The sequence below is a fragment of the Staphylococcus carnosus genome (genome assembly GCF_900458435.1).
Classification (GTDB): domain Bacteria; phylum Bacillota; class Bacilli; order Staphylococcales; family Staphylococcaceae; genus Staphylococcus; species Staphylococcus carnosus.
In genome coordinates, this window is sequence record NZ_UHCT01000001.1 from 1568950 (window position 1) to 1592003 (window position 23054).

The following is a 23054-nucleotide window of genomic DNA, read 5'->3' on the forward strand; positions in this document are numbered from 1 at the left end:
TCGTTTTTGTATGTTAAAACTTAAATTGTGTCGTACTTTGGTAAGCATCTGTTTTTACTTCTAAAATCGTAGGAATACGTTGTTTAAGTTCACTGACATGAGAAATAATACCTACCATTCTGCCTGTTGATTTAATATTTAATAATGTATCTAAAGCTGTTTCCAAAGTTTCTTGATCAAGTGTTCCAAATCCTTCATCTATGAACATCGATTCTAAAGTAATGCCGCCTGACTCTTGTTGGACGACTTCACTTAATCCTAATGCTAATGCCAATGATGCTTGGAATGATTCTCCACCTGATAGTGTAGAAATATGACGTGTTTTATTGGAATGTGAATCAAACACAACAATTTCTAATCCACTATAACCTTGTGTCACAACATCACTCCGTTTTAATATATATCTATTATTGGTCATTTTCATAAACCGCTTATTAGCAAACTCTAAAATCATTTCTAAATAGTAAACTAACACATAATTTTCTAATGTCAGCTTTTGTATATTCTTGCCAGATAATACTTCAGCTAAATCAAAAATTTCTTGTTGTTCAGATAATTCTTTTTCTAAAACATCAATGTGTTCTTTTATTTCTTTAAAATTACTCGTATTTAATTGCATTTTAAACTCATGCTCATTTAACCGCTTCGACTTCTCTTCTAATTCTGTTTTCTGTAATTCAAGATTTTTAAATAACTTCTCTAAGTCAGGTTTCTCTTGATTACCGATAAGTGCTTTCAATTCAGCAATCTTATGAGATAAATTATTTTGTTTCTCATGATATGATTTGATTCGTTCTTCAATTTGTTCTTTTTCTGGCATCAAATCTAAAATCTCTTGTACTTCATCTGTACTTTGGATACCGATGTTTTGCATTTCACTTTGTGATTGTTGCTCTAAATTTGTTTTTTCTTTTTGTGTTTCTTTACGGTTATCTTGTGCTGATTTGAACTTTGTTTGCTCAACTGCTATATTTTGCTTTGCCTCTGTTTCTTGTTGTTTCAGTGCCTCAATTTTAGTTTGATGCGCTTTAACTGCTTCTTCTTTTTCTGAAAAACCTTTTATAAAATCATTAATCTTATTAAACGTTGTTCCATTTTCGAACGCTTCAATCAAACGATTTATTTTTTCAGATTCAGCTTTTTTCTGAGTGAGTGCAAGTTGTAAATTTTGAATTTTTTCTTTAATCTCTTGTATTTGAGTTTGTTTTTTCTCAATTTCTTTGTTGCGTTTCTCTTGATGTTTTTTGTCTGCCTCTGTTTTTTCGTACTTTTCTTTTAAATCTGCGAGTATTTGTTCATTATTTTCCGGCACTTCTTGATGCTCAAATTTATCAGTTTCATTTTTAAGCATACTGTACTCAGCTTCTAATTTAGAATATGCGGCTCTTATTGCTTCTTTGTTCTCGTTTAAATCATTCAACTTTTCTTTTTGTGCTTTTAATTGTTCAAAGTCCAAATGATCTGAAGGTGAATCAATCGTATTGCCGCATATCGGGCATTGGTCTCCTGGTTGCAACATTGATTGAAGTTTTTTAATCATTGCTTCTTGGTTGTCAAATTCCAATTGATTCGTATTAAACTGAGAAATTGCTTCTTGAATTTCATTTGATTTCCGCATATTTTGTGTCATTTCTTGTTCTAAAGCTTTTAATTTTTTTACACGTTGATCATATTCTTCCTTTTTTTCTATCGCTTCTTTTGTATCTTTGATTTCTTGTTTTAAATCAAACAATTGCTGTGTAAGTTGATGAAGTCGTTCATAATCAGGTCGCTCATTTTGATGAACAGCTTTCATTTCATCTAATAATTGTTCATTATCATTTAAATCTTTTTTGGATTGGTTATAATCTTCATGAACTTGGTTTTTAGAGTCATATGCTATTTGATATTGTTTGATATTTTGATAAAAATACTGTGTTTCGTTAATAAATTTACGTTTTGCTTCTATGTCATCTTCTGCTTCAGAGAGTGCTGCTTGTTCATCTGTGATTTTCTGCAGACTAGCTTGATATTGTTGAATATTATGCTCGATTTTCTCACACTTAACATTTAATTCGTCCAATTTTTTTGAATGCGCTGAAATATTTTCAATGATTTGATGAAGCGGGCGTACTTCTCGGATTTTTTTCAACTTTGTTTCCAGTATTTTAATTTCAGAAGCATGTTTTTCAAGTGCTTCTAATTCATCTGTTAAAGTCTTTCGGTCATTTATTTTTTGATTTAAATCTTCAGCATCTCGATAAGCTGTTTCAGCTTTATGCTTAACTTCCTCTTGTTGCGTTTTTTCTTTTTCTAAGTGTTTATAAATATCTTTACCAATTCGTTCAAAATCTGGAATCGCATCTAATAATTTTTCAGTTTGTATGCTCGGAAGTGTTTTATACGCTTGTAAGCTTTCATCATCAAAATCCTCTGCTTTATTCCACAACTGTTCGATTTGCTGGTGTCTTGCTTCAATTTTTTTCTTTTCTTCTTTATTTTGATTCACTAACATTTGCTGTAAAGTTTCAAAACGGTTCGTGTTGAATAATGTTCTAAGAATTTCTTGTTTTGCTGAACTCTTAGAAAAGAGGAACTTTTTAAATTCTCCTTGCGGCAGAATAAACAGCTGTCTAAATTGCTCTATATCAACACCTAACAAGCCTTCTATATAATTATTCCCCGCAGTGACTTTGCTTTCTCTAAGTTCATATTTTCCATCTTCTAGCTCATAAACGGATAAATTAGGATTTGTTGGGTTTTTATTGCCTTCTTTGATAAAGGCACCTTGTCTAACAACTTTAAACTGCTTATCTTTCAATTGAAATACAAGTTCTACCTCCATAGGAGATTTTCCATCAGCAAAGTGACTTCTTAATGCAGTTTCTTTTCTTGAAGACGTTGATGCTTTTCCATACAAAGCAAACACAATCGCATCAAACAGCATTGACTTTCCTGAACCTGTTTTACCACTGATTAGAAAAAGTTCATTATTTTTCAGTTGTGTAAAATCTATTGTTTCTTCCATGAAAGGACCGACATTTTGCAAATGAAGGTTTAATGGTTTCATGTATTGTCACCTCTCATAATATCATTCAGCAACTGTGTTACTTTTTTCTTTTGAATTTCTGATAAATCCTTATGTGTCATTTCTTCATAGAAAGTTTCAATAATGGTTTGATCTGATAATTTTTTAATTTCTCGATCTGTAAATTGATGTTCAAACGTTTGTGAATGATTTGTGAGCGCAAGCACATTTTTATAGAGTTGTTTGATGTTCATAATCGGATCTGAAATATGCGACATCTCGCTTAATTTAAAGTGAATATAGTTATCTTTGTTTTTAACTGCTATTCTATCTTGAATGACATCATCATAAGTTGCTTCAATCACTTCTAGTTCACGTAAAGGCTGCATCGCTATGAATGTGCTTTTAACTTCATGCGGCAATTCTAATAAAACACGACGGTAACCTTTTGGCTGATTTGTTTCTGAAAATGAATATTGTAAAAGTGACCCGCTATAAAAGACATAATCAGATTGGATACTAAACGGATGATGCAAATGACCTAACATCACAGTGTCAAAGTGTTCCATATATTTTTCTGGTACTTGTTCAACAGTACCTATTGTTAAAGGTCGTTCTGATTCACTTCTGATTCCACCTGCTACTGTCATATGTGCAATTAATACATTTAGTTTGTTTTTATCTAGTCCTGTACTCATATGTTTTAAGCAGCATTCTACTGCCTCATCATATGATTTTAAATTTTCATCAGGGAAATAATGCTGCATTTCGCTTAATGTTGCAAAAGGCAATGTATAGAAATCTACCTCTTCAAATGAAATAGGTTGATGCATTGTTGATAATTCTGTACGAATATATAATTTTGAATGTTCGAACCAAGAAGCACCATAATTTAATCGTGCTTTGCCGTCATGATTTCCACTTATCATAATAATGGGTATCTGCAACTTTAAATTTAATTCACTAATTGTTGATTCTAATAGTTGGATTGCTTCTTTACTTGGATAGCTTGTATCATATAAATCTCCTGCAATGACAATTAAGTCAGGTTTTTCTGTTTCCATGGCTTTGATAAATTGTTTTAAAATGTACTTTTGATCTTCTAAAAATGACTGACCATTTAAAATTTTTCCTAGGTGCCAGTCAGCTGTATGTATGACTTTCAAAGAATCACCTCATTACCCCAATTATATAACAAACCGCTTATCTTCTCATTGAAAATAAGCGGTTTGTTTTTTATTTATGCAACTACTTTTCGGCTAGTATAATTTTTGGAAAAAAGAAAACGTTAATGCTAATCCTGCGATGATAATACCGATTAAACTTACTACATGTTTAAGTTTCAACTTAATCACCCTCGTTTAATAATTTTCTCTTACTATCATACCCTTTTTCAGCAAATGGACGCTTCCTATATTAAGAAAGCGTCCATTGTTAGTGAATATGCATTAATTTATAAGTTCTTTTTTCAATTTTTTATATTTCATTAACATAGCAATTCTCCATGGTAAAATCATACAGAATGCAAGTAAGAAGAACATTCCCGCAAGTTGTCCAGGATCGATTTGATTACTGACAATCACTTTAATAAAAGTTCTGATAACGAGCAATGAGATTAATATAATCGGAAACGCTTTAGAACGTTTCATATAAATTTCTGAACCTTTTACTTCAAAACGAGATGTCCAGATTAGTACTGTTGAAAATAGTACACCTAAAATAATCGCTTCAATAATTTCCATGCCTGTTAATCTAAAATAAGGAACAACAAACATTAATGCACCTGTAGACATAAATATAGGTGGTAATATTAATTTCTTTTCATTAACAGGAAATTGTTGTGCTTTCATTCTAATTGCTATTACAACAGCGCCCATTATGAATGCTATACCGATAGAAAATACGAGATATAACACAATGACACCCTCTTTACATGGTTAAATATTTAATTTAAATCATTGTATAGTATATCATTGCATCCCGATTTTTCCATATAAAAACGTTCACTTTTTTCAAGTTAATTTCATTTATACTTCTAAACCTATATTTAATGTAAATTCCAAAGACACCTTTGCATGTTATTTTATAACACTATCTATTCATGAACTGCTTTTTTATGAGTTCATATTTCTCATTTGGTGTTACTAGTATAAAAAAAGAAACTTAACCCTTTAATCGGCAAAGTTCCTTTTTTCTTATCATAGATTATTTCATTTTTTGATCCATATTTTTATTCATCATCGTCATCATTTGATTGATTTTCTTTTGAGATGGTTTTTGACCCATTTGCATCATCATCATTCGTAACATTTCTTCATTGATTGGCGGGTTCTTTTTAAGGTAATCCATCATATATTTTCTTGCTAGGAAGAAACCACCAACTAAACCGATGATAAGTGCAGCAACAATTAAAAGAATTGCTAACCAAGTTGCCATTGTCTCACCCACTTTCTTTATCCTTTAGCATTTTACTAAACTTATAAATTCATTTCAAGTTGTTCTATTACACTCTTGCATTGAATTCACAAAATAAGAGCTATTCCTAGCCCGTTGAAATTTAAACTGTAATATACAGCATTTCAAGTATGGAATAGCTCTCTCTTACTTACATTGTATTGCATTTATTATAGATTGTTCAATAACTTAAGCACATTTTCTTTTGTGAAACCATATTTTTCAACAACTAAGCCGCCTGGAGCACTTGCACCGAATCTATCGATTCCTAATACTTCGCCTTCTAAGCCGACATATTTATGCCAACCAAGCGTTGCACCCATTTCTACAGCTAAACGTTTTGTAATTGAAGGTGGAAGGATTTCATCTTTGTATTCTTTTGATTGTTGTTCGAATGCGTGCCAGTTAGGCATTGATACTACGCGAATACCTTTACCATTTTCAGCAAATGATTTTGCTGCTTCAACTGCCAAGCTCACTTCAGAGCCTGTAGCAAGCAATAGATATTCAGGTTCAGCATCTGATTCATAAACAACATATGCACCTTTACGAACACCTTCTTCAACTGTTTCTTTAGATACATCTAAAACAGGTAAGTTTTGACGAGTTAAAACTAATGAAGTTGGTGTGTTTTCAGTTTCTAAAGCTACTTCCCAAGCCACACGAGTTTCGTTACCGTCAGCTGGACGAATCACATTCATGTTTGGTAATGAACGTAATGCAGCTAATTGTTCGATCGGTTCGTGAGTTGGACCATCTTCACCTACAGCAATTGAATCGTGTGTGAAGATAAATGTTGAATTTAATCCCATAATTGCTGACAATCTTAATGCTGGTTTTAAATAGTCGCTGAATACGAAGAATGTTGCACCATATGGGTTTAATCCGCCATGTGCAGCCATACCGTTTACAGCAGCGCCCATTGCAAATTCACGTACACCGAACCAGATATTTTTACCTTCTGGTGTATTACGGTCATAATCTACTGCTTCTTTAACATTTGATTTGTTAGAACCAGCTAAGTCTGCTGAACCACCGAAGAATGAAGGAACGTGTTCACTTAATGATTGGATAACATCTCCTGAATCAGCACGTGTTGCACTTTCAGTTCCAACTTTGAATTCTGGTAAATGTTCAGCGTAATCTTTTGGTAATTCTCCATTGATTGCTTTTTTGAATTCATCAGCAAGTTCAGGATATTCTTCAGAGTATTTTTCCACTAATTTTTTCCATGCTGCTTCATTTTCATCAGCACGTTTTAACATTGTGTTACTGAAAATATCATAAACTTCATCTGGTACATAGAAACGTTTTTCAGGATCTAAATGATAGTTTTCAATTGTTAATTTACGTTCATCTTCACCTAATGGTGCACCATGCACACCGTGTGTACCTGATTTGTTTGGTGAACCGTAACCAATAACAGTTTTCACTTCAATCATTGTTGGTCCTTTTTGTTTTTTAGCTTCTTCGATAGCATTATTGATTTCTTCTAAGTCATTACCATCTTTAACTAAAATGTGATTCCAACCATATGCTTCAAAACGTTGTTTGATGTTTTCAGAGAAGGCTTTATCTAAATCACCATCTAATGAGATATCATTTGAATCATAAAGCGCAATTAATTTATCTAATTGCAAATGACCTGCTAATGAAGCAGCTTCATGAGAGATACCTTCCATTAAGTCACCATCAGAAGCTAAAACATAAGTGTAATGATCTACTACGTTTGCATCAGGTTTATTAAATTTACCTGCTAAATGATCTTCAGCCATTGCCATTCCCACAGACATAGCAAAACCTTGACCAAGTGGACCAGTTGTAACTTCTACACCTTGAGTGTGTCTGAATTCAGGGTGTCCAGGAGTTTTAGAGTCCCATTGTCTAAATTGTTTCAACTCTTCTAATTCTAAGCTGCCTGATACATGAAGTAAGCTGTAAAGCAATGCAGAACCATGTCCTGCAGACAAGATGAATCTATCTCTATTAAAATATTCATTTGAATTAGGATTAAAGTTCAAATGACGTGTCCAAAGCGTATATGCCATTGGCGCAGCACCCATTGGTAATCCTGGGTGTCCAGAATTTGCTTTCTCAACTGCATCAATACTTAATGCTCTTATCGTATTAACTGCAAGTTCATCTTTTTTGTCAAACATCAATAAAACTTCCTTTCTATACAGCATCATTTTATGCCATTATACATTATCTATAGTCCGTTTTACATTTATTGTTCTTATGAAACCGTTACCAATCAAAATAAATTATTTACTCTTTTACTTTTTTATAAAAAAATACCGCTTCAACACTATGCTGATGCGGTATAGCTCTATTTTAAAAATCAAATTCAACCTTTGATTTTAGCTTCTTTTATTTTGATCACGTTGTATCTTTTTCAATTTATCCGGAGTTACGTCGTTACTTTCAGGGTCTAACACTTTTGTATTTTCGATTTGCTGTTTAAATCCTTCGCGGAAAGTATCAAGATATTTTTGATGTAGTTCTGCTCTTTCCTTCGCTTCTTCTTTAGTTAAGCCTTCTTCTTTTTTCTTCTTTGAAAGTTCATTAATTCTATTAATTGTTTTTTTATGTTCTTCAGACATTTGTATAACCTCCATCATGCTGATAATCATTTATAATATCAAATTATTCTTTAAAATTAAAATGATACTCTGTTTATCTAGCTATTCCCTTTTTCAACAGATTATACACTTCATTAGAGACCAAACATTATTTTTAATGTAGTACAGCAATTAATGGTTTGCTTTCTTGTTCGCTATCCGCTTTAATATATCCTTCACGTTCGGCTTTTTGTTCTGCTTTAGCAGATATTGTATGATCTGTCATTTCGTACACTTGTTCTTTACCTTCAGATTGGTTTGCACTTATTATAAAAGCTGAAAACAGTATAAATGAAGTCAATAATACTGCAGAATACGCTAAAAAAGTCGATTGATATTTCTTAATCATTTTCCAACACTCCCAGAACATTTGTTTGCATAAACACAATATCAGAACGATTGTTCGCTGTCAATACTTTTACGAACAAATGTTTGTAAATGTGCTGTTCGCATGCTATAATAAGAACAAACTAGAAGAGGATGTGCTTTAATATGACAGAATTAACGAAACGTCAAAGCGAAATTTATGAATATATAAAAACTGTTGTCCACACAAAAGGTTATCCGCCTAGTGTCAGAGAGATCGGAGAAGCAGTAGGATTAGCGTCCAGTTCAACTGTGCATGGACATCTATCCAGACTTGAAAGCAAAGGTTACATCAGACGTGATCCTACCAAACCAAGAGCAATTGAAATTGTCAGTGATCAACTTGAAGAAAATGCTGAAATGGAAGGTACTATCCATGTTCCTGTTATCGGTAAAGTTACTGCCGGTGTTCCTATTACAGCTGTGGAAAATATTGAAGAATACTTCCCGCTTCCCGAACACTTAACTTCTACGCACAACAGCGACATTTTTATCTTAAATGTAGTAGGAGACAGTATGATTGAAGCTGGTATTCTCGATGGCGATAAAGTCATTGTCCGCAGCCAAACGATTGCTGAAAACGGTGATATTATCGTAGCGATGACTGAAGATGACGAAGCTACTGTCAAACGTTTCTACAAAGAGAAACATCGTTATCGTTTGCAACCAGAAAACAGCACAATGGATCCTATTTATTTAGAGCAAGTTACCGTTTTAGGTAAAGTTGTAGGTTTATTCAGAGAACTTTAATATACCTTTTCTGTTTGCATATTATCTCTTCTAAATAATCAGCACGTAAAAATCACCTCGGGACTGAGATTTCTCAGACCCGAGGTGATTTTTTTAACCTGTATAATCTTCTGTCCAGAACGGTTGTCTTTCTTTATTAAAACTGACACCGACACCTAAATTCTTAAAGTTAGACTGCAAGATATTTTTTCGATGTCCTTCTGAATTCATCAAACCTTCATGTGCAAAAATACTGCTTTGTTGACCATAGGCTAGATTTTCACCTGCTGTTTGATAATCAATTCCATCTTTTTGCATTCGATCAAAAGGTGATTCACCTTTTAAGTTATTATGATCAAAGTAGTGATTATCTGCCATATCATCACTGTGCTTACGCGCAGTATCCGATAATGGTTGATTGTATTTTAATACTGGTTTATCTTTTTGAACACGTTCTGCGTTGACTAAATCAAAATCTTGTAATTCAAAACCTTTTTCAAGCGAAGATGAAGGCGCCCCATATTGCTGTGTCAGACGGTCCTCCATTGTTTTACTCACCTGCATGAGCCCTTTCACTTGATTGTTTTCATGTTGATCATAAAATACAGTCGTATAAATGTTGTCTTTATTAAACACATCATACTCATCATTATCTAACTCAAACCGATATTTTCCTTTAGTAATTGAATCTAGAGGTTTGCCCATGCGTGATCGGACTGTATCTTGTGGTGTGCCATATTTAATCTTAGATTTAGACGAAATAACATTTTGGTTCGTATACATGGCATTTACTTTATTATCAATATAACTGACCATGATAAATGAATGATATTGATTATGATAGGTATACCATTTCAAACCATATTCATTGGCAGTTACCCTTTGAGGTTGTCCTAACTGTTTTTCTACTTGCGCTTTATCCATATTCATCTGAATATTTCTAATCGCAAAGTCTTGTTTATCAGGAACTTTCAACGCTTCTTTATTGATACTTTCTTTAGCTGCTAAAGCTTGGATTTTTCCTCTTGCTTGTTCTTGTATATGTTCCATCCACGGTGTTTCTTTTACCGGCATACATAATGCGATAAGCAAAAATACCGTGACCAGTCCAAACCATTTTCTAATTTTGGACACCCCCGCACATTAGTACAAAATCTTAGTCTCTGTCACCATTGAAAATAGAATTTCTAACAATGACATAATCTACTTTGCGTAAAGAGTCTAAATCTTTACCGCCTGCATATGAAATTGAACTTTGTAAGTCTTGTTGCATTTCAGTCAATGTATCAGCCAATGTACCTTTATGTTCGACAAACATTTTTTTGCCTTCAACATTTTTATGTTCGCCTTTTTGGAATTCTGACGCACTGCCGAAGTATTCTTTATAAAGTTTGCCATCTAATTCAACAGTTTCACCAGGAGATTCTTCATGTGCTGCAAATAAAGATCCTACCATAACCATTGAAGCTCCGAAACGGATAGATTTAGCAATATCACCATGTGTTCTGATACCACCATCAGCAATCATCGGTTTACGGGCTGCTTTACTGCAATGATTGATTGCAGCTAATTGCCAACCGCCTGTACCAAAACCAGTTTTAATTTTAGTGATACATACACGCCCAGGTCCAATACCTACTTTAGTAGCATCCGCACCTGCATTTTCAAGTTCCCTTACACCTTCAGGTGTACCTACGTTCCCTGCAATTACAAAAGTTTCAGGTAAATAAGATTTAATTTGACGGATCATATTAATCACTTGTTCTGAATGTCCATGTGCAATATCAATTGTGATATACTCCGGTTTTAATCCTTCTTCTGCTAATTCTCTAACGAAATCGTACTCTTTATCTTTAACACCTACTGAAATAGATGCAAATAATCCTTTATCTTGCATTTTTTTGATAAAAGGAATACGTCCTTCTTCATCAAAACGATGCATAATGTAGAAATAATCATTTTCAGCAAACCATTCTGCTAATTTTTCATTCATAACTGTTTGCATGTTTGCTGGCACTACTGGCAACTTGAATCGTTTAGGACCGAATTGCACACTTGTGTCACACTCTGAACGGCTCTTTACGATACATTTATTTGGAATCAATTGTACATCTTCATAATCAAATATCTTCATTAAAAACACCTACCCCATACTCTTTATTTATTTTTTCCAAAATATCCAATGTATATCATACTATCTTGCAGTACATTTTACCAACTTAAAATTCATTTTTTGAGTTAAATTTGAACAAAAAAAGAACACATTTCATCAAAGAAATGTGTGTTCTAAAACTAAGCACTCATTATATAGTTGATAATCTTACCAACTTGCTTTTTTAACGCCTGGAATTTGACCTTTATGCGCATGTTCTCTGAATGCGATACGTGACATTTCGAATTTTCTCATTACACCACGTGGTCTTCCAGTAACTTTACATCTGCGAGTTAAACGTGTAGGTGATGAATCTCTTGGTAATTTTTGTAAACCTTCATAGTCACCTTTAGCTTTCAACTCTTGACGTTTTGCGTAATATTTAGCAACGAGTTCTTCTCGTTTTTGTTCTTTAACAACTTTTGATTTTTTTGCCATTAAAGTTCCTACCTTTCATTAATAATTATTTATAATCGTAATTATTACGATTTATATCATAACACAAATTTGGACTTTATCAATACATTTTGCTCATTTTTCCGAGCAAAGTTGTTTACTAATTGGAATTTTTTCTATAGAATAGAATACATTGAGCTTATGCACCATTATTCAAACCATATCTTGCACGTTATGCATGATTATGGTAAATTTAAGTGCGTAAGTATTGCTAATAACTTAATAGAAAGGGTGTCTACATTGCGCGTAAACGTAACTTTAGCTTGCACAGAATGCGGCGACCGTAATTATATTACTACTAAAAACAAACGTAACAATCCTGAACGTATTGAATTAATGAAATATTGTCCAAGATTAAAAAAATATACATTACACCGCGAAACTAAATAATCTAATGAAATTAAGTTATCTTTTCAAAATGATAACGACGAAACGACGATAGTGAACTTACCGTTATATATAACGTTTAAGTTCACTTTTTTCATTTTTTAACGGGTATTCAATATACACCTTTAACGTATTTTTGTCCATACCCCCTACTTTTCCGCCTTATTATCCAGCCAATTATTAACTACCCTCTCTTTTTTCAGAATTTTTTAAATTTTTTCGCTTTAAAGTCCTAAATTCCATTGATTAGTAGCAAAAAAACGATTAGAATAGACTACATATCATTTTTAAAATAAAAGATTCGAGGTTACGCTTATGGATGAAAACAAAATGAACAGGGGGCTGAGTTCCCGGCACATATCAATGATTGCAATTGGCGGCGCAATCGGTACTGGTCTATTTATTGCTACTGGCGGAGTTATTTCTCAAGCTGGACCTGGCGGTGCCATTCTCGCTTATGTAGTAATCGGGGTAATGTTGTACTTCTTAATGTCATCAGTTGGAGAATTAGCTACGTTTTATCCAGTTTCAGGATCATTCAGTTCATATTCAACACGCTTTATTGATCCTTCTCTCGGTTTTACGGCAGGTTGGCTGTACTGGGCAATATGGTCACTTGTAACTAGCGTAGATGTCATCATTGCATCTAACGTTCTTTATTATTGGGATACTTTCAAATTCTTTTCTCCATTAACATGGAGCTTGATTTTTATTACGTTATTATTGCTATTAAACATTTTTACAGTCAGAGCTTTTGGAGAAGCGGAATTCTGGTTATCTGCAATTAAAGTTGCAACTATTATCATATTTATTGTTGTAGGTATTTTAATGATATTCGGTATTTTAGGCGGCCACACGTATGGTTTCAAAAATTTCACAACAGGTGAAGCACCATTCGTCGGCGGAATATCAGGATTCTTGAGTGTTTTACTCGTTGCAGGTTTCTCCGTCGGGGGTACAGAGGTTGTAGCTGTCACAGCAGGTGAATCTGACAACCCTGAAAAATCAATGCCGAATGCGATCAAATCAGTATTTTGGAGAATTTTATTATTCTATATTCTTTCTATTGCTGTAATATCTGCAATTTTACCTTATTCTGATCCTTTATTATTAAACAAAAGTGAATCAGTAGCACAAAGTCCTTTCACTATAGTCTTTGATAGAGTTGGCATCGCCTTTGCCGCATCTGTTATTAATGCAGTTATTTTAACTTCATTATTATCAGCTGCTAACTCTGGTATTTATACAACAAGTCGTATGTTATTTTCACTTAGTAATGAAAAACAAGCGCCTAAGTTTTTAAGTCATTTGCATTCAAAAACAAAATTACCGCTTCCAGCAATTTTAACAACCTATCTAATTGTGGTCTCAGTCATTATCATTGCTAATTTTTACGCGGATACAATTTTTACATTGTTAGGTATTATCGGACAACTTATTATCTTTATTTGGGCTGCTGCTGTTTGTTCTCTTATCAGATTGCGCCGAGGTATCAAAGCACAAGGATTAGATGCAAACAAGCTGCTACCTTATAAATCACCATTATATCCTTTAGGTCCTATCATTGTTTTAGCAACATTAGTCTTTTTACTTGTCGGAGGATCATTTGAAGATATAGTAACACTGAATGCAGGCGGATTAACGAAAGATTTCTTACCTATCATTATTCTTGCTGTCATTTACTTACTTCATAAAACAATTAATAAAACGAAATATGTGCGCTTAAAAGATATGGACTTAAGAAGTTTCCAAGAATTCAATAAAGTTCATAAAAAGTAACATACTTTAAACAGGTTGGTATTTCCAACCTGTTTTTTTATTTAACTGATGATTTTCTCATAGAAATATATGTAGTATAATAATATTAATAATACGAACAAATCGAGGTGTTACAACATGGTAGGACAAACTAATTTATTTGACAATGTTTTGAAAAAAGACGAACGTTTTGTCATCGTTGTTCAATCTCTTGAAGAAAAGCAAGGCAACCTTGTTAAAAGAACTTTAAGAGAATATCCGAGTTTGGAACATGATCAGATGGTTCCGCTATTTGAGCACTTAAAAGATGTATATCTTAATGAACCATTTGAAAAAGGACAATCTGCATATATTATTACAGTTTATACCAACTTAGATTATTCTGCTGATAATATTTATGCACTTGTTAAACGCAACCATGGGATGCATGAATGGACACATACCGCAAAATAAGCAAAAACAAAGGATACTCAATTATTTCAGATGAGTATCCTTTGTTTATTTTATTTCAATATTTTTTCTAAAGCCGCTACAATACCATCAGAATCGTGATCGAGCGTTACATAATCTGCTGCTTCTTTTAATTCTTCTTTTGCATTGCCCATTGCTACTGAATAACCTGCTGCTTCTATCATTGAATAGTCATTTAGGCTATCGCCAAAAGCAATCGTTTTTGAGATATCAATATCTTCTTTCTTGCAAAGTGCTCTTAAAGCATTTCCTTTTGAAACACCATGTGCCATAAATTCTAAGAAATAAGGCTTGCTCGTCGTCACATCTACATGTTCATTAAATCTTCCATCTAAACTTTGGAAAATCTCTTCGATATGAGGAACATAATCTACCCCCATCGCTTTAGGAACAGGATTTTGAATAAATGATTTGATATCGTCTACTTTTTTCATAGGTAAGCCTGTTAACTCTGATTCAATATTCATATATTCATGAGTACCTTCATAAATAATATGACCATCTTGATAAGTTAAGACAAACAGATTGTTTTCTCTGCAAAAGTCTACAATTTTATCAAAATCTTCTTTAGAAACACTTTTTTCGTCTTCTAGTTCGCCATCTTTAACACGCGTAGTTCTACCACCATTATAGCTGATGACATAACTATCATGTTCATTCAATTTAAGCGATCTTGCAATTGGCAACATACCTTCTGTTGGTCGTCCTGAAGCCAGTACGACATGATATCCTTCTTCTTGAAGGTTAATTAAGTATTGCGCGGTTTTCGAACTTACTTCATTATCTGATGTTAATAAAGTATCGTCCATATCCATTACAATCATTTCATATTTAGTCATTTGACGTGATGCGCTCCTTTCAAGCTATTACATCAAATTATAACCTATTTCGGTTTTATTCATATACTTTTTCAGCAATAATTCCGCTTTTATTGATTATAATGATTTCTGAACTGCATTCATCTAATTCTTTATTCAACCTTCTGACCAACTTACCACTTTTTGATGGGTCAATCAGTGTTAAAATTGTCGGACCTGCTCCGCTGATAACTGTGGCATATGCCTTATATTCTTTTGCAATGCTTTTAACCTTTTCAAATTCAGGAATCAGCTTTTGTCTGAAAGGTTCATGGAAACCATCCATTTCCATTAATTTTCCTGCTAGAACATAATCGTGTTGAATCAGAGCACTTAACATTGTATTGCTGATGGCACTATATTGAACAGCATCTCCATGCTTAAAACTATCAGGCAATACTTGTCTTGAATCATGTGTTTTCAATTCATAACTCGGTACTGTAATCACAAGATTTACACGTGGTGGTTCAATAAACGAAATATATGTTTCATTGGTATGATTATTATAAAAACCTGATACCATTCCGCCATATATGACTGGCGCAACATTATCTGGATGTCCTTCTATTTCAGTTGCAGCTTCCACCATTTCAAATTCAGACAGTTGCAATTGACCGAAGAAATCAGCTAAATAAATACCCGCTACTAAAGCAGAAGCTGATGATCCAAGCCCTCTTGCCAAAGGGATTTCACTGCGCATCGTAATTTTTAAAGGAGGTACTGTTACTTCAAATCTTTTTTCTAAGAATTGAACGACTTGATAAATTAAATGATTCTCATCAGTGGGTAAATCATGAAGGTTTTCCCCTTTATGATGGAAATGCCACTTTTGATCATCGCTGATTTCAGCTTCTACATATAAAAACTTATTTAATGCTAACCCAATAGAATCAAAACCGACACCTAGGTTCGCTGTAGAAGCGGGTACTTTAAGTTTTAAACGTTCCGACATTAATGCATAACTCCTTTGATGTATTTAACGATGCTTTCTTTATCATTCGGCAAGGATTTAATCGGATTATCTAATAATGAAATTGCTGTATCTGGATCTTTCAATCCATTACCAGTCAATACTGCTGTGACAGTGACGTCTTTCGGTAGTTTTCCAGCTCTATGGAGTTTAATCAAGCCGGCAATTGATGCGTTACTTGCTGGTTCAGCAAATACACCTTCTTTTGAAGCTAATAATTGATATGCTTCTAAGATTTCTTCATCTGTAACACTATCAATTAAGCCATTTGACTCATCTAAAGCTGTGACCGCTTTGTCCCAACTAGCAGGGTTTCCAATTCGAATTGCAGTTGCGACTGTTTCAGGATTTTTAACTACTTTATTTTGTACAATCGGTGATGCACCTTCAGCTTGGAATCCGAATAATTTCGGCAAACCTGTGCCATGTTTATCATTGAATTCTTTAAAACCTTTCCAATAAGCAGTAATATTACCTGCATTTCCTACTGGAATTGCTAGTACATCTGGGGCATGTCCGCCTAATTGTTCCACAACTTCAAAAGCACCTGTTTTTTGACCTTCAATACGATATGGGTTAATTGAATTAACTAATTCAATATCGCCGCCTTCATTTGCAACTTCTTTAACAATTTCTAATGCTTCATCGAAATTGCCGTCGATAGAAACAATTTCAGCACCGTACATTACTGCTTGTGATAATTTTCCTAATGCAATTTTACCTTCTGGAATTACTACAATTGCTTTTAATCCTGAACGTGCTGCATAAGCTGCTGCTGCAGCTGAAGTGTTACCTGTAGAAGCACAAATAACTACTTTCTTGCCGTCTTCTTTGGCTTTTGTAACTGCCATTACCATTCCGCGATCTTTAAATGAACCTGTCGGATTGGCACCTTCGAATTTCACATATAAATTAATGCCTAACATTTCAGAAAGCGTATCACAATGAATTAACGGAGTTTGGCCTTCGTTTAAAGTTACATTGGGTGTATTTTCATTTACTGGTAGATAATCCTTATATTCTTGAACTAAACCTTGCCATCTTTTCATATTAATTAAACCCCTTCTACTGGATATACTTTTTCAACTGGATATTTTCCTTGAGATAAGATGTCGCTAACAGGGACATCTGTACCTTCAACTACTACCGCTGCTGTATCTGCACTATGTTCACTTACTTTAAGTGATTTATGCAGCGGTAATTGTGATTTGATTTCCTCTTCAACACGCTTAAGCGGAGCGCCGTTTGTCTTTAATACAACGTAATAACTGTTCTTTTGTTTCAATTTTGTAGGTTCATCTGCATCAATCATTTCTTTAGCATCTTCAGTTTTCAATTCAAAATGCGGAGGTAATGTGTGCAAGTCAGATTCAAATTGCAATGCTACATTTAATAAGTCGCTGACTACAGCACTACCAGTAGCTAAACTACCTGCACCTTTTCCGTAAAACATTGTTTCGCCTACAGAGTCTCCAATAACATAAATTGCATTGAATTCATTTTCAACTGATGCTAATTGATGATTTTCATCGATTAACGTTGGAGAAACCGAAGCTTCAATATTTCCATTTTCATACGTACCTTTACCAATCAGCTTAATTTTATAACCGAGTTCTTTGGCTGCATTGATATCATCTACTGTTACTTCAGAGATACCAGTACGTTTAACATCATCTAAATTAATAACTCTATTAAATGAGAGGTATGTAACGATTACAACTTTACGCGCTGCATCGACACCTTCCACGTCATCAGTTGGATCTGCTTCTGCAAAACCAAGTCTTTGCGCTTCGGCTAAAGCTTCTTCAAAGCTTGCGCCCTCTTGTGTCATTTTCGTTAAAATAAAGTTAGATGTACCGTTTAAAATACCCATGAATTTACTGATATTATTGGCATTCAATCCATTATTAATTGCATTAACAATTGGAATACCACCCGCTACACTAGCCTCAAATTTTAACGCTACACCATTTTCTTGGGCTAAATCTTCCATTGTACGTAAATGAACTGCTAATAAATCTTTATTGGCAGTAATAACATGCTTGCCTTGCTCTAAAGATTTTTTTAGCCATTCTACAGTTGGTTCAATACCACCCATTACTTCAACAACAATATCAACCTCGTCATCATTAAGTATTTCGTCTACATCTTCCGTTAGATGATATTGACTAATGTTCAGAGGTCGTTTTTTCTTTTTATCACGTACAAGAATATGTTTGATTTGAATATCTTTTTGAATCGTATCTTTGATTTGTTGGTGATTCTCTTCAATTATTTTAACTACACCTGAGCCCACTGTCCCAAGACCGAGCAAAGCGATGTTTAACTTCTTCATTCTTCATTCCTCCGTTTGTTCGTTCTAAAAAAACAACTGTACTATTGAAAAATACTTGAATATGGTTTAGTATAAATTCATTCATCAAAATTGTAAAGTTCAAAAAATTTGGAATATGTTGAAATTTTAGCATTTTTAACCCAAAAAACAAAGTAGTAAATTATTAAGATTCGATGAAAGGTTGCGTTAATATGAAAGTAGCTAAATTTGGCGGTAGTTCCGTCGCTTCAGCAAGCCAAATTCAAAAGGTGTTAAACATTGCCAATAGTGACGATGACAGAAAAATCATTGTGGTTTCTGCACCAGGAAAAAGGCATCCAGAAGATATCAAAACTACAGATTTACTTCTTAGACTCTATGAAAAAAGCGTTGCAGGATTAGATTATCAAAATAAAAAAGATGAAATTATCAATCGATATGCTGATATTGTTCATGATTTAAAAATGGACACTGCAATATTAGATGAATTTTCAACGATTTTAGAAGAACGTATTGAAAAATATCGCGCACATTTTCCACGTTTAAAAGATGCACTTCTATCATGCGGTGAAGATTTCAATGCACGTCTCATTGCTCAATATAACAATAGTCAAGGTGTGCCTACTACATATATCTCACCTCTTGATGCAGGAATTATAGTGACAGATACTCCACAATTTGCACAAATTTTAGAAGAGTCCTACGGCAATATTTATAAACTAAGAGATATTAAAGGAAAAATCATCGTTCCCGGTTTCTTCGGATATTCAAAAAAAGGTAACATTGTTACTTTTCCTAGAGGCGGTTCAGATATCACAGGAGCTATCTTAGCCCGCGGTGTTCGCGCAAAACTCTATGAAAACTACAGCGATGTTTCTGGTATCTACCGTGTTAATCCTAATTTAATCAAAGATGCTGAAATTATGGATGAAGTCACATATCGTGAAATGCGTGAATTATCATATGCAGGGTTCAGTGTTTTCCATGATGAAGCACTTCAACCGGTCCAAAAAGAACGTATTCCAGTGGTTATCAAAAATACAAATAGACCGCAAGATCCTGGTACTTACATTCGCTACGATAGAGAAATAAGACCTGATCATTTAATCAGCGGATTAAGTTGTGATAAAGGATTCACTGTAATCAACATCAGCAAATACTTAATGAATCGTCAAGTTGGATTTACTCGAAAAATTTTAACAGTTTTAGAAGACAATGATATTTCATTTGACCATATGCCATCAGGCATCGACGGTATCAGCATTATTATGCGTACACATCAAATTGAGGGTAAAGAAAACAAAGTATTGAATGAAATTCGAAAACAATGTGATGTTGACGAATTGAGCATTGAAAGTGATTTAGCAATTTTAATGGTTGTAGGCTTAGGAATGAGCCAAATGATTGGAACTGCTAACAAAATCACTGAGGCACTTGCGAAGGCGAATATAAACTTAAAAATGATCAACCAAGGTGCTTCTGAAATTTCAATGATGTTTGGTATTTCTGTAAAAGATGCAGATAATGCTGTGCGTGCAACTTATGAAGGCTGTTGTTGCAGTGCAAATAAAATAAAATCATCAGTAGAATAATCTGAATTTAGAGAATATTAATTATTTTATAAGTCTCATCATTTTAAACAAGAGTGTTGTCAAACTTTGAAAGTAGCAACGCTCTTGTTTTTAATAATGGACCGATAAGGCACTATGCAATTTTTCCTCTCCCACTACGACTTTTAAAATCACAAATTGATAGTAACTCAAAGCATCAATCACAGCTTTATTACTTTCCTCAGTACCGTATTCTCCAGGTCTAAGCAGTTCATACATCAACACAATTTCTGGTTTAATGTAATCTACCCCCCAAGGCAATGAGTGAAAATATATATGTTTTTCCGGCAATCTAATGCCATGGTTAAACCTGAACATCCATTCATCATTATGCACATCATAAACATAAATACTCGTTATGTTTTTATCATCTTTATCAATTTCTAAATGCGTTAACGCCGAAAACTTCATATCTCTTAATTTATCGCTTGTATTGCCATATGTATCAAAATAACGGACTTTATACCCTTCAGGAATATATTTCAGCACTTTAGTTAAATTTCTTCTTTTTACACAAATTTCTGTTTTCTCACCGATTATAAATTCATTTTTTAAAAATAACATTTTAGCTGTTTGGCCAAAAAATTTAATTTCATGATTCGTATGTTCAATCAATCTTTCTACTAAGACATTTAAATCTTCATTTTTGGATTTTATCATTTCTACACCTCCTTGAGTAAGCGCTTACAAATAACAGTATAACTCATTTGCTACTAAATTCATATACATTTTATCCCCATCAATTAAACTTGTCTACTTATACTAGTTGACCAATTAATGACAAATTTTGTTTTACATCAGAATTACAAATATCCGGATAATTAATTAAGTACGAAACGTTTGCTTGGTTAATTAAAGATGTTTGTATATGCGCAATATCTTCATGAATTTGAAATAAGAATGATTCATGATCAATATAACGTGCTTCACAAAAATAATAATCGATTTGTAATTGTTTAATTTTATCTGCAACTTCTTTACCAGTTATCGTATGTAGCGCCGAATTAATTTGACCCGTAGTAAAAATAATATTAAACGTCGTATTTTTGCATAAATACTTCATGATATCTGTCGAATAAGTAACAATTGAAACATTCACGTTTTTTGAATTTAAAAAATCAAGTATATAATATGATACTGGATGATTATCTAAAGCTATAACTGAACCGGGTTGAATCTTATTATAAATATTATATAAATAGTTGTGATGCTTTATTTTAGGTGACAATTCTTTTAACTCCTTTTGTAATGTAAAGTAAACCTATTCGTTTTATAAACTATATTTAATATTAAGTTAAACCAATTTTAAATTGTTGATACATGAAATTAACTAATAAGTAAAAAATAACTCTTTTAATCGTATTAAATTTTTAATATAATAAAAGATGTCAGTTCAATATAAAAATATAAGAGGTGAAAAAATGCAATCCCCTATGACTCAAACATCGGAATCTATATTCTATTATGAATTGCATCGAAAACAATTATTAAATCAAGTGAAAAAGCACTATGATTTAAAATTGAATGATTTATTATTCCTTAAACATTTACTTGCTTGCGATAGTACTTGCATTCCATTATATCAAGTAAAAAGAAATTTAACATTTAGTTTAATGGAAGTACATAAATCTCTAACAACGTTAACTGACCAGCGCATTATAGGGAAAAAACGCTCTAATGAAGATGAGAGAAAAGTGTTTATTACCCTGACTGAAGAACAAATTGAAAAAATCAAACAATTATTGAATGAATTTGAAGTCTTGCAACAAAACGTCTTGCAAGGAATGAACTAAACTCAAACTATTGGTTTTTGGTGTTTTCCCGAGAGCCTTATTAGTCAAACAAAACTATTAACTGACACAATTATCGCAGTTTAAGCAAAACCAGCTATATTTTGCTTAAACTGCTTTTATATTGTCAAAATGTTGTCTTAATATAAACTTAAAGTCTAAATCATTGATTTTTATAAGTAAGAGATGGATTATAAGGGTACATCTATATTTGTAACTATTTTTTTATTAAGGAATGATTTTTTATGTTCATATCAGTACTGTTAGTAGCAATCATTATTTTGCTGCTAGTTATAATTTTTGTATCTAGAGGAATCATGCAACATAGATTAGATACAGAAATCTATTCTAAAAACCAACTTGTCAGCAAAGTTAATACATTACGTTCAGAGGTTGCAGCTCTACGAAGTGATAAAATTAATGATGATAAACAACAACATCACTATGGTATTCGTAAAGCTAAACAAGAACTTAATGATATCCTAGAAAAATTTAAAGCTGAAGGCAAGATTAAATTTTTCCACATTATTGCAACTGGCAACTTGGCAGTTAAACATCCTTTATTTGAGCAACTTCGTTCATTTGATTACATTGTCATTACGGACAAAGGTCTCTTGAATATCGATGTCAAAAACTGGAAAGAAAAAACATTCTATCATTTTAGTACAGAGCCGGAAAATGATATTGAAGTTGCAAATGACAATCTAGATCAAATTGTGGGTCAATATATTGTTAACCAATATCAAAGTCAATTCCAATCATCTAGAAGAGATATTTATACTTTCACTGAAAAAATCAAAGACAATCGTGTAGAATTTGATTTTTATGATCACGATCCTTATTTATCTGCTGCAGTTAATTCAAAAGAATTAAAAGATGCTTATGAAAAACAATTCAACGAAAAAATCACAAGTGTCGGTGTAGTATACTTCAGTGACGGTTCAATCAATATTATTGACGGCCCTGCCGAACGAGAAAAATATGTAGCAACAGCTTCATCTAAACGTTCACTTAAAGATGCTGTCGAAGAAATGATAGCTCAATCTAAACATGATATCTCAGAAAAAGATAGTGATACAATTATCGATTATCTTAATCAGTAAAACTTAAAT

General features: G+C 33.1%; 23 protein-coding genes. 7 read left to right on the forward strand and 16 right to left on the reverse strand.

Annotated features, from left to right (window positions below):
- Positions 1-13: 13 nt before the first annotated feature.
- The 7 genes from sbcC to sosA form a co-directional block, all read right to left on the reverse strand.
- The gene (gene sbcC / locus DYE31_RS07545) at positions 14-3049 is read right to left on the reverse strand and encodes an exonuclease subunit SbcC (RefSeq protein ID WP_015900237.1); all 3036 of its coding nucleotides are present in this window, start codon (positions 3047-3049) and stop codon (positions 14-16) included.
- The gene (gene sbcD, locus DYE31_RS07550) at positions 3046-4173 is read right to left on the reverse strand and encodes an exonuclease subunit SbcD (RefSeq protein WP_015900236.1); all 1128 of its coding nucleotides are present in this window, start codon (positions 4171-4173) and stop codon (positions 3046-3048) included. The genes sbcC and sbcD overlap by 4 nt, the downstream gene beginning before the upstream one ends.
- Positions 4174-4455: 282 nt before the next feature.
- Entirely contained in the window at positions 4456-4923 is a 468-nt protein-coding gene (locus DYE31_RS07555; protein ID WP_015900234.1) for a CcdC family protein, read from the reverse strand.
- Between the two features lie 289 nt (positions 4924-5212).
- Positions 5213-5443, reverse strand: coding sequence for a YneF family protein (locus tag DYE31_RS07560; RefSeq protein ID WP_015900233.1), 231 nt, complete (start codon positions 5441-5443; stop codon positions 5213-5215).
- Between the two features lie 188 nt (positions 5444-5631).
- Positions 5632-7620 (reverse strand): transketolase, encoded by a 1989-nt coding sequence (tkt, locus tag DYE31_RS07565; RefSeq protein WP_015900232.1) that lies wholly within the window; start codon positions 7618-7620, stop codon positions 5632-5634.
- 201 nt (positions 7621-7821) lie between these two features.
- Positions 7822-8064, reverse strand: coding sequence for a DUF896 domain-containing protein (locus DYE31_RS07570; protein ID WP_015900231.1), 243 nt, complete (start codon positions 8062-8064; stop codon positions 7822-7824).
- Positions 8065-8197: 133 nt separating this feature from the next.
- The gene (gene sosA / locus DYE31_RS07575; protein WP_015900230.1) at positions 8198-8431 is read right to left on the reverse strand and encodes a DNA damage-induced cell division inhibitor SosA; all 234 of its coding nucleotides are present in this window, start codon (positions 8429-8431) and stop codon (positions 8198-8200) included.
- Between the two features lie 143 nt (positions 8432-8574).
- Between sosA and lexA the strand changes: the two genes are divergently transcribed.
- Positions 8575-9198: a transcriptional repressor LexA gene (gene lexA / locus DYE31_RS07580; RefSeq protein WP_015900229.1), complete on the forward strand. Its 624-nt coding sequence runs from the start codon at positions 8575-8577 to the stop codon at positions 9196-9198.
- 93 nt (positions 9199-9291) lie between these two features.
- Here lexA and DYE31_RS07585 read toward each other — a convergent pair whose 3' ends face one another.
- From DYE31_RS07585 to rpsN, 3 genes are all read right to left on the reverse strand, one after another.
- The gene (locus DYE31_RS07585; protein ID WP_015900228.1) at positions 9292-10311 is read right to left on the reverse strand and encodes a CAP domain-containing protein; all 1020 of its coding nucleotides are present in this window, start codon (positions 10309-10311) and stop codon (positions 9292-9294) included.
- 22 nt (positions 10312-10333) lie between these two features.
- Positions 10334-11311 carry a GMP reductase gene (gene guaC / locus DYE31_RS07590; protein ID WP_015900227.1) on the reverse strand — a complete coding sequence of 326 codons (978 nt, stop codon included), beginning with the start codon at positions 11309-11311 and terminating at the stop codon, positions 10334-10336.
- 186 nt (positions 11312-11497) lie between these two features.
- The gene (rpsN, locus tag DYE31_RS07595) at positions 11498-11767 is read right to left on the reverse strand and encodes a 30S ribosomal protein S14 (RefSeq protein WP_015900226.1); all 270 of its coding nucleotides are present in this window, start codon (positions 11765-11767) and stop codon (positions 11498-11500) included.
- A 258-nt stretch (positions 11768-12025) separates the two neighbouring features.
- Between rpsN and rpmG the strand changes: the two genes are divergently transcribed.
- The 3 genes from rpmG to DYE31_RS07610 all read left to right on the forward strand — a co-directional run bounded on the left by rpmG (position 12026) and on the right by DYE31_RS07610 (position 14383).
- Complete coding sequence (gene rpmG / locus DYE31_RS07600; protein ID WP_015900225.1) at positions 12026-12175, forward strand: 50S ribosomal protein L33; 150 nt, start codon at positions 12026-12028, stop codon at positions 12173-12175.
- 312 nt (positions 12176-12487) lie between these two features.
- Positions 12488-13951: an amino acid permease gene (locus DYE31_RS07605; RefSeq protein WP_015900224.1), complete on the forward strand. Its 1464-nt coding sequence runs from the start codon at positions 12488-12490 to the stop codon at positions 13949-13951.
- Positions 13952-14068: 117 nt separating this feature from the next.
- The gene (locus DYE31_RS07610) at positions 14069-14383 is read left to right on the forward strand and encodes a hypothetical protein (protein ID WP_015900223.1); all 315 of its coding nucleotides are present in this window, start codon (positions 14069-14071) and stop codon (positions 14381-14383) included.
- A gap of 50 nt (positions 14384-14433) precedes the next feature.
- On the opposite strand, the gene DYE31_RS07615 is transcribed toward DYE31_RS07610, so the two are convergent.
- The 4 genes from DYE31_RS07615 to DYE31_RS07630 are packed head-to-tail and all read right to left on the reverse strand — an operon-like array spanning position 14434 to position 18563.
- Positions 14434-15240 carry a Cof-type HAD-IIB family hydrolase gene (locus DYE31_RS07615; RefSeq protein ID WP_015900222.1) on the reverse strand — a complete coding sequence of 269 codons (807 nt, stop codon included), beginning with the start codon at positions 15238-15240 and terminating at the stop codon, positions 14434-14436.
- Between the two features lie 55 nt (positions 15241-15295).
- A complete protein-coding gene (thrB, locus tag DYE31_RS07620; RefSeq protein ID WP_015900221.1) occupies positions 15296-16210 on the reverse strand; it encodes a homoserine kinase in 915 nt (304 codons plus the stop codon).
- The gene (gene thrC / locus DYE31_RS07625) at positions 16210-17277 is read right to left on the reverse strand and encodes a threonine synthase (protein WP_015900220.1); all 1068 of its coding nucleotides are present in this window, start codon (positions 17275-17277) and stop codon (positions 16210-16212) included. The genes thrB and thrC overlap by 1 nt, the downstream gene beginning before the upstream one ends.
- A 5-nt stretch (positions 17278-17282) precedes the next feature.
- Entirely contained in the window at positions 17283-18563 is a 1281-nt protein-coding gene (locus tag DYE31_RS07630; protein ID WP_015900219.1) for a homoserine dehydrogenase, read from the reverse strand.
- Positions 18564-18754: 191 nt separating this feature from the next.
- Here DYE31_RS07630 and DYE31_RS07635 point away from each other — a divergent pair, with 191 nt between their 5' ends.
- Positions 18755-20134, forward strand: coding sequence for an aspartate kinase (locus DYE31_RS07635; protein WP_015900218.1), 1380 nt, complete (start codon positions 18755-18757; stop codon positions 20132-20134).
- A 90-nt stretch (positions 20135-20224) separates the two neighbouring features.
- Here the strand turns inward: DYE31_RS07635 and DYE31_RS07640 are convergent, their stop codons facing one another.
- Both DYE31_RS07640 and DYE31_RS07645 read right to left on the reverse strand, forming a co-directional pair.
- On the reverse strand, positions 20225-20812 hold the full coding sequence (locus tag DYE31_RS07640; protein WP_015900217.1) for a hypothetical protein: 588 nt from the start codon (positions 20810-20812) through the stop codon (positions 20225-20227).
- A gap of 97 nt (positions 20813-20909) precedes the next feature.
- Complete coding sequence (locus tag DYE31_RS07645) at positions 20910-21380, reverse strand: sugar phosphate isomerase family (RefSeq protein ID WP_015900216.1); 471 nt, start codon at positions 21378-21380, stop codon at positions 20910-20912.
- Positions 21381-21573: 193 nt separating this feature from the next.
- Between DYE31_RS07645 and DYE31_RS07650 the strand changes: the two genes are divergently transcribed.
- Together DYE31_RS07650 and DYE31_RS07655 are read left to right on the forward strand one after the other, a co-directional pair.
- Positions 21574-21945, forward strand: coding sequence for a transcriptional regulator, SarA/Rot family (locus DYE31_RS07650; protein ID WP_015900215.1), 372 nt, complete (start codon positions 21574-21576; stop codon positions 21943-21945).
- A 242-nt stretch (positions 21946-22187) separates the two neighbouring features.
- Entirely contained in the window at positions 22188-23045 is an 858-nt protein-coding gene (locus DYE31_RS07655) for a hypothetical protein (RefSeq protein WP_015900214.1), read from the forward strand.
- The last annotated feature ends 9 nt before the right edge of the window (positions 23046-23054 follow it).

What these genes read in the sequence shown, in the direction of transcription:
- thrB (WP_015900221.1), bottom strand. Translation starts at nt 16,210, where the DNA reads ATGTCGGAACGTTTAAAACTTAAAGTACCCGCTTCTACAGCGAACCTA.
- DYE31_RS07605 (WP_015900224.1), top strand. Translation starts at nt 12,488, where the DNA reads ATGGATGAAAACAAAATGAACAGGGGGCTGAGTTCCCGGCACATATCA.
- DYE31_RS07655 (WP_015900214.1), top strand. Translation starts at nt 22,188, where the DNA reads ATGTTCATATCAGTACTGTTAGTAGCAATCATTATTTTGCTGCTAGTT.
- guaC (WP_015900227.1), bottom strand. Translation starts at nt 11,311, where the DNA reads ATGAAGATATTTGATTATGAAGATGTACAATTGATTCCAAATAAATGT.
- thrC (WP_015900220.1), bottom strand. Translation starts at nt 17,277, where the DNA reads ATGAAAAGATGGCAAGGTTTAGTTCAAGAATATAAGGATTATCTACCA.
- lexA (WP_015900229.1), top strand. Translation starts at nt 8,575, where the DNA reads ATGACAGAATTAACGAAACGTCAAAGCGAAATTTATGAATATATAAAA.
- DYE31_RS07650 (WP_015900215.1), top strand. Translation starts at nt 21,574, where the DNA reads ATGCAATCCCCTATGACTCAAACATCGGAATCTATATTCTATTATGAA.
- DYE31_RS07560 (WP_015900233.1), bottom strand. Translation starts at nt 5,443, where the DNA reads ATGGCAACTTGGTTAGCAATTCTTTTAATTGTTGCTGCACTTATCATC.
- DYE31_RS07570 (WP_015900231.1), bottom strand. Translation starts at nt 8,064, where the DNA reads ATGTCTGAAGAACATAAAAAAACAATTAATAGAATTAATGAACTTTCA.
- DYE31_RS07610 (WP_015900223.1), top strand. Translation starts at nt 14,069, where the DNA reads ATGGTAGGACAAACTAATTTATTTGACAATGTTTTGAAAAAAGACGAA.
- tkt (WP_015900232.1), bottom strand. Translation starts at nt 7,620, where the DNA reads ATGTTTGACAAAAAAGATGAACTTGCAGTTAATACGATAAGAGCATTA.
- DYE31_RS07630 (WP_015900219.1), bottom strand. Translation starts at nt 18,563, where the DNA reads ATGAAGAAGTTAAACATCGCTTTGCTCGGTCTTGGGACAGTGGGCTCA.
- DYE31_RS07635 (WP_015900218.1), top strand. Translation starts at nt 18,755, where the DNA reads ATGAAAGTAGCTAAATTTGGCGGTAGTTCCGTCGCTTCAGCAAGCCAA.
- rpsN (WP_015900226.1), bottom strand. Translation starts at nt 11,767, where the DNA reads ATGGCAAAAAAATCAAAAGTTGTTAAAGAACAAAAACGAGAAGAACTC.
- DYE31_RS07640 (WP_015900217.1), bottom strand. Translation starts at nt 20,812, where the DNA reads ATGATAAAATCCAAAAATGAAGATTTAAATGTCTTAGTAGAAAGATTG.
- DYE31_RS07615 (WP_015900222.1), bottom strand. Translation starts at nt 15,240, where the DNA reads ATGACTAAATATGAAATGATTGTAATGGATATGGACGATACTTTATTA.
- sbcC (WP_015900237.1), bottom strand. Translation starts at nt 3,049, where the DNA reads ATGAAACCATTAAACCTTCATTTGCAAAATGTCGGTCCTTTCATGGAA.
- sosA (WP_015900230.1), bottom strand. Translation starts at nt 8,431, where the DNA reads ATGATTAAGAAATATCAATCGACTTTTTTAGCGTATTCTGCAGTATTA.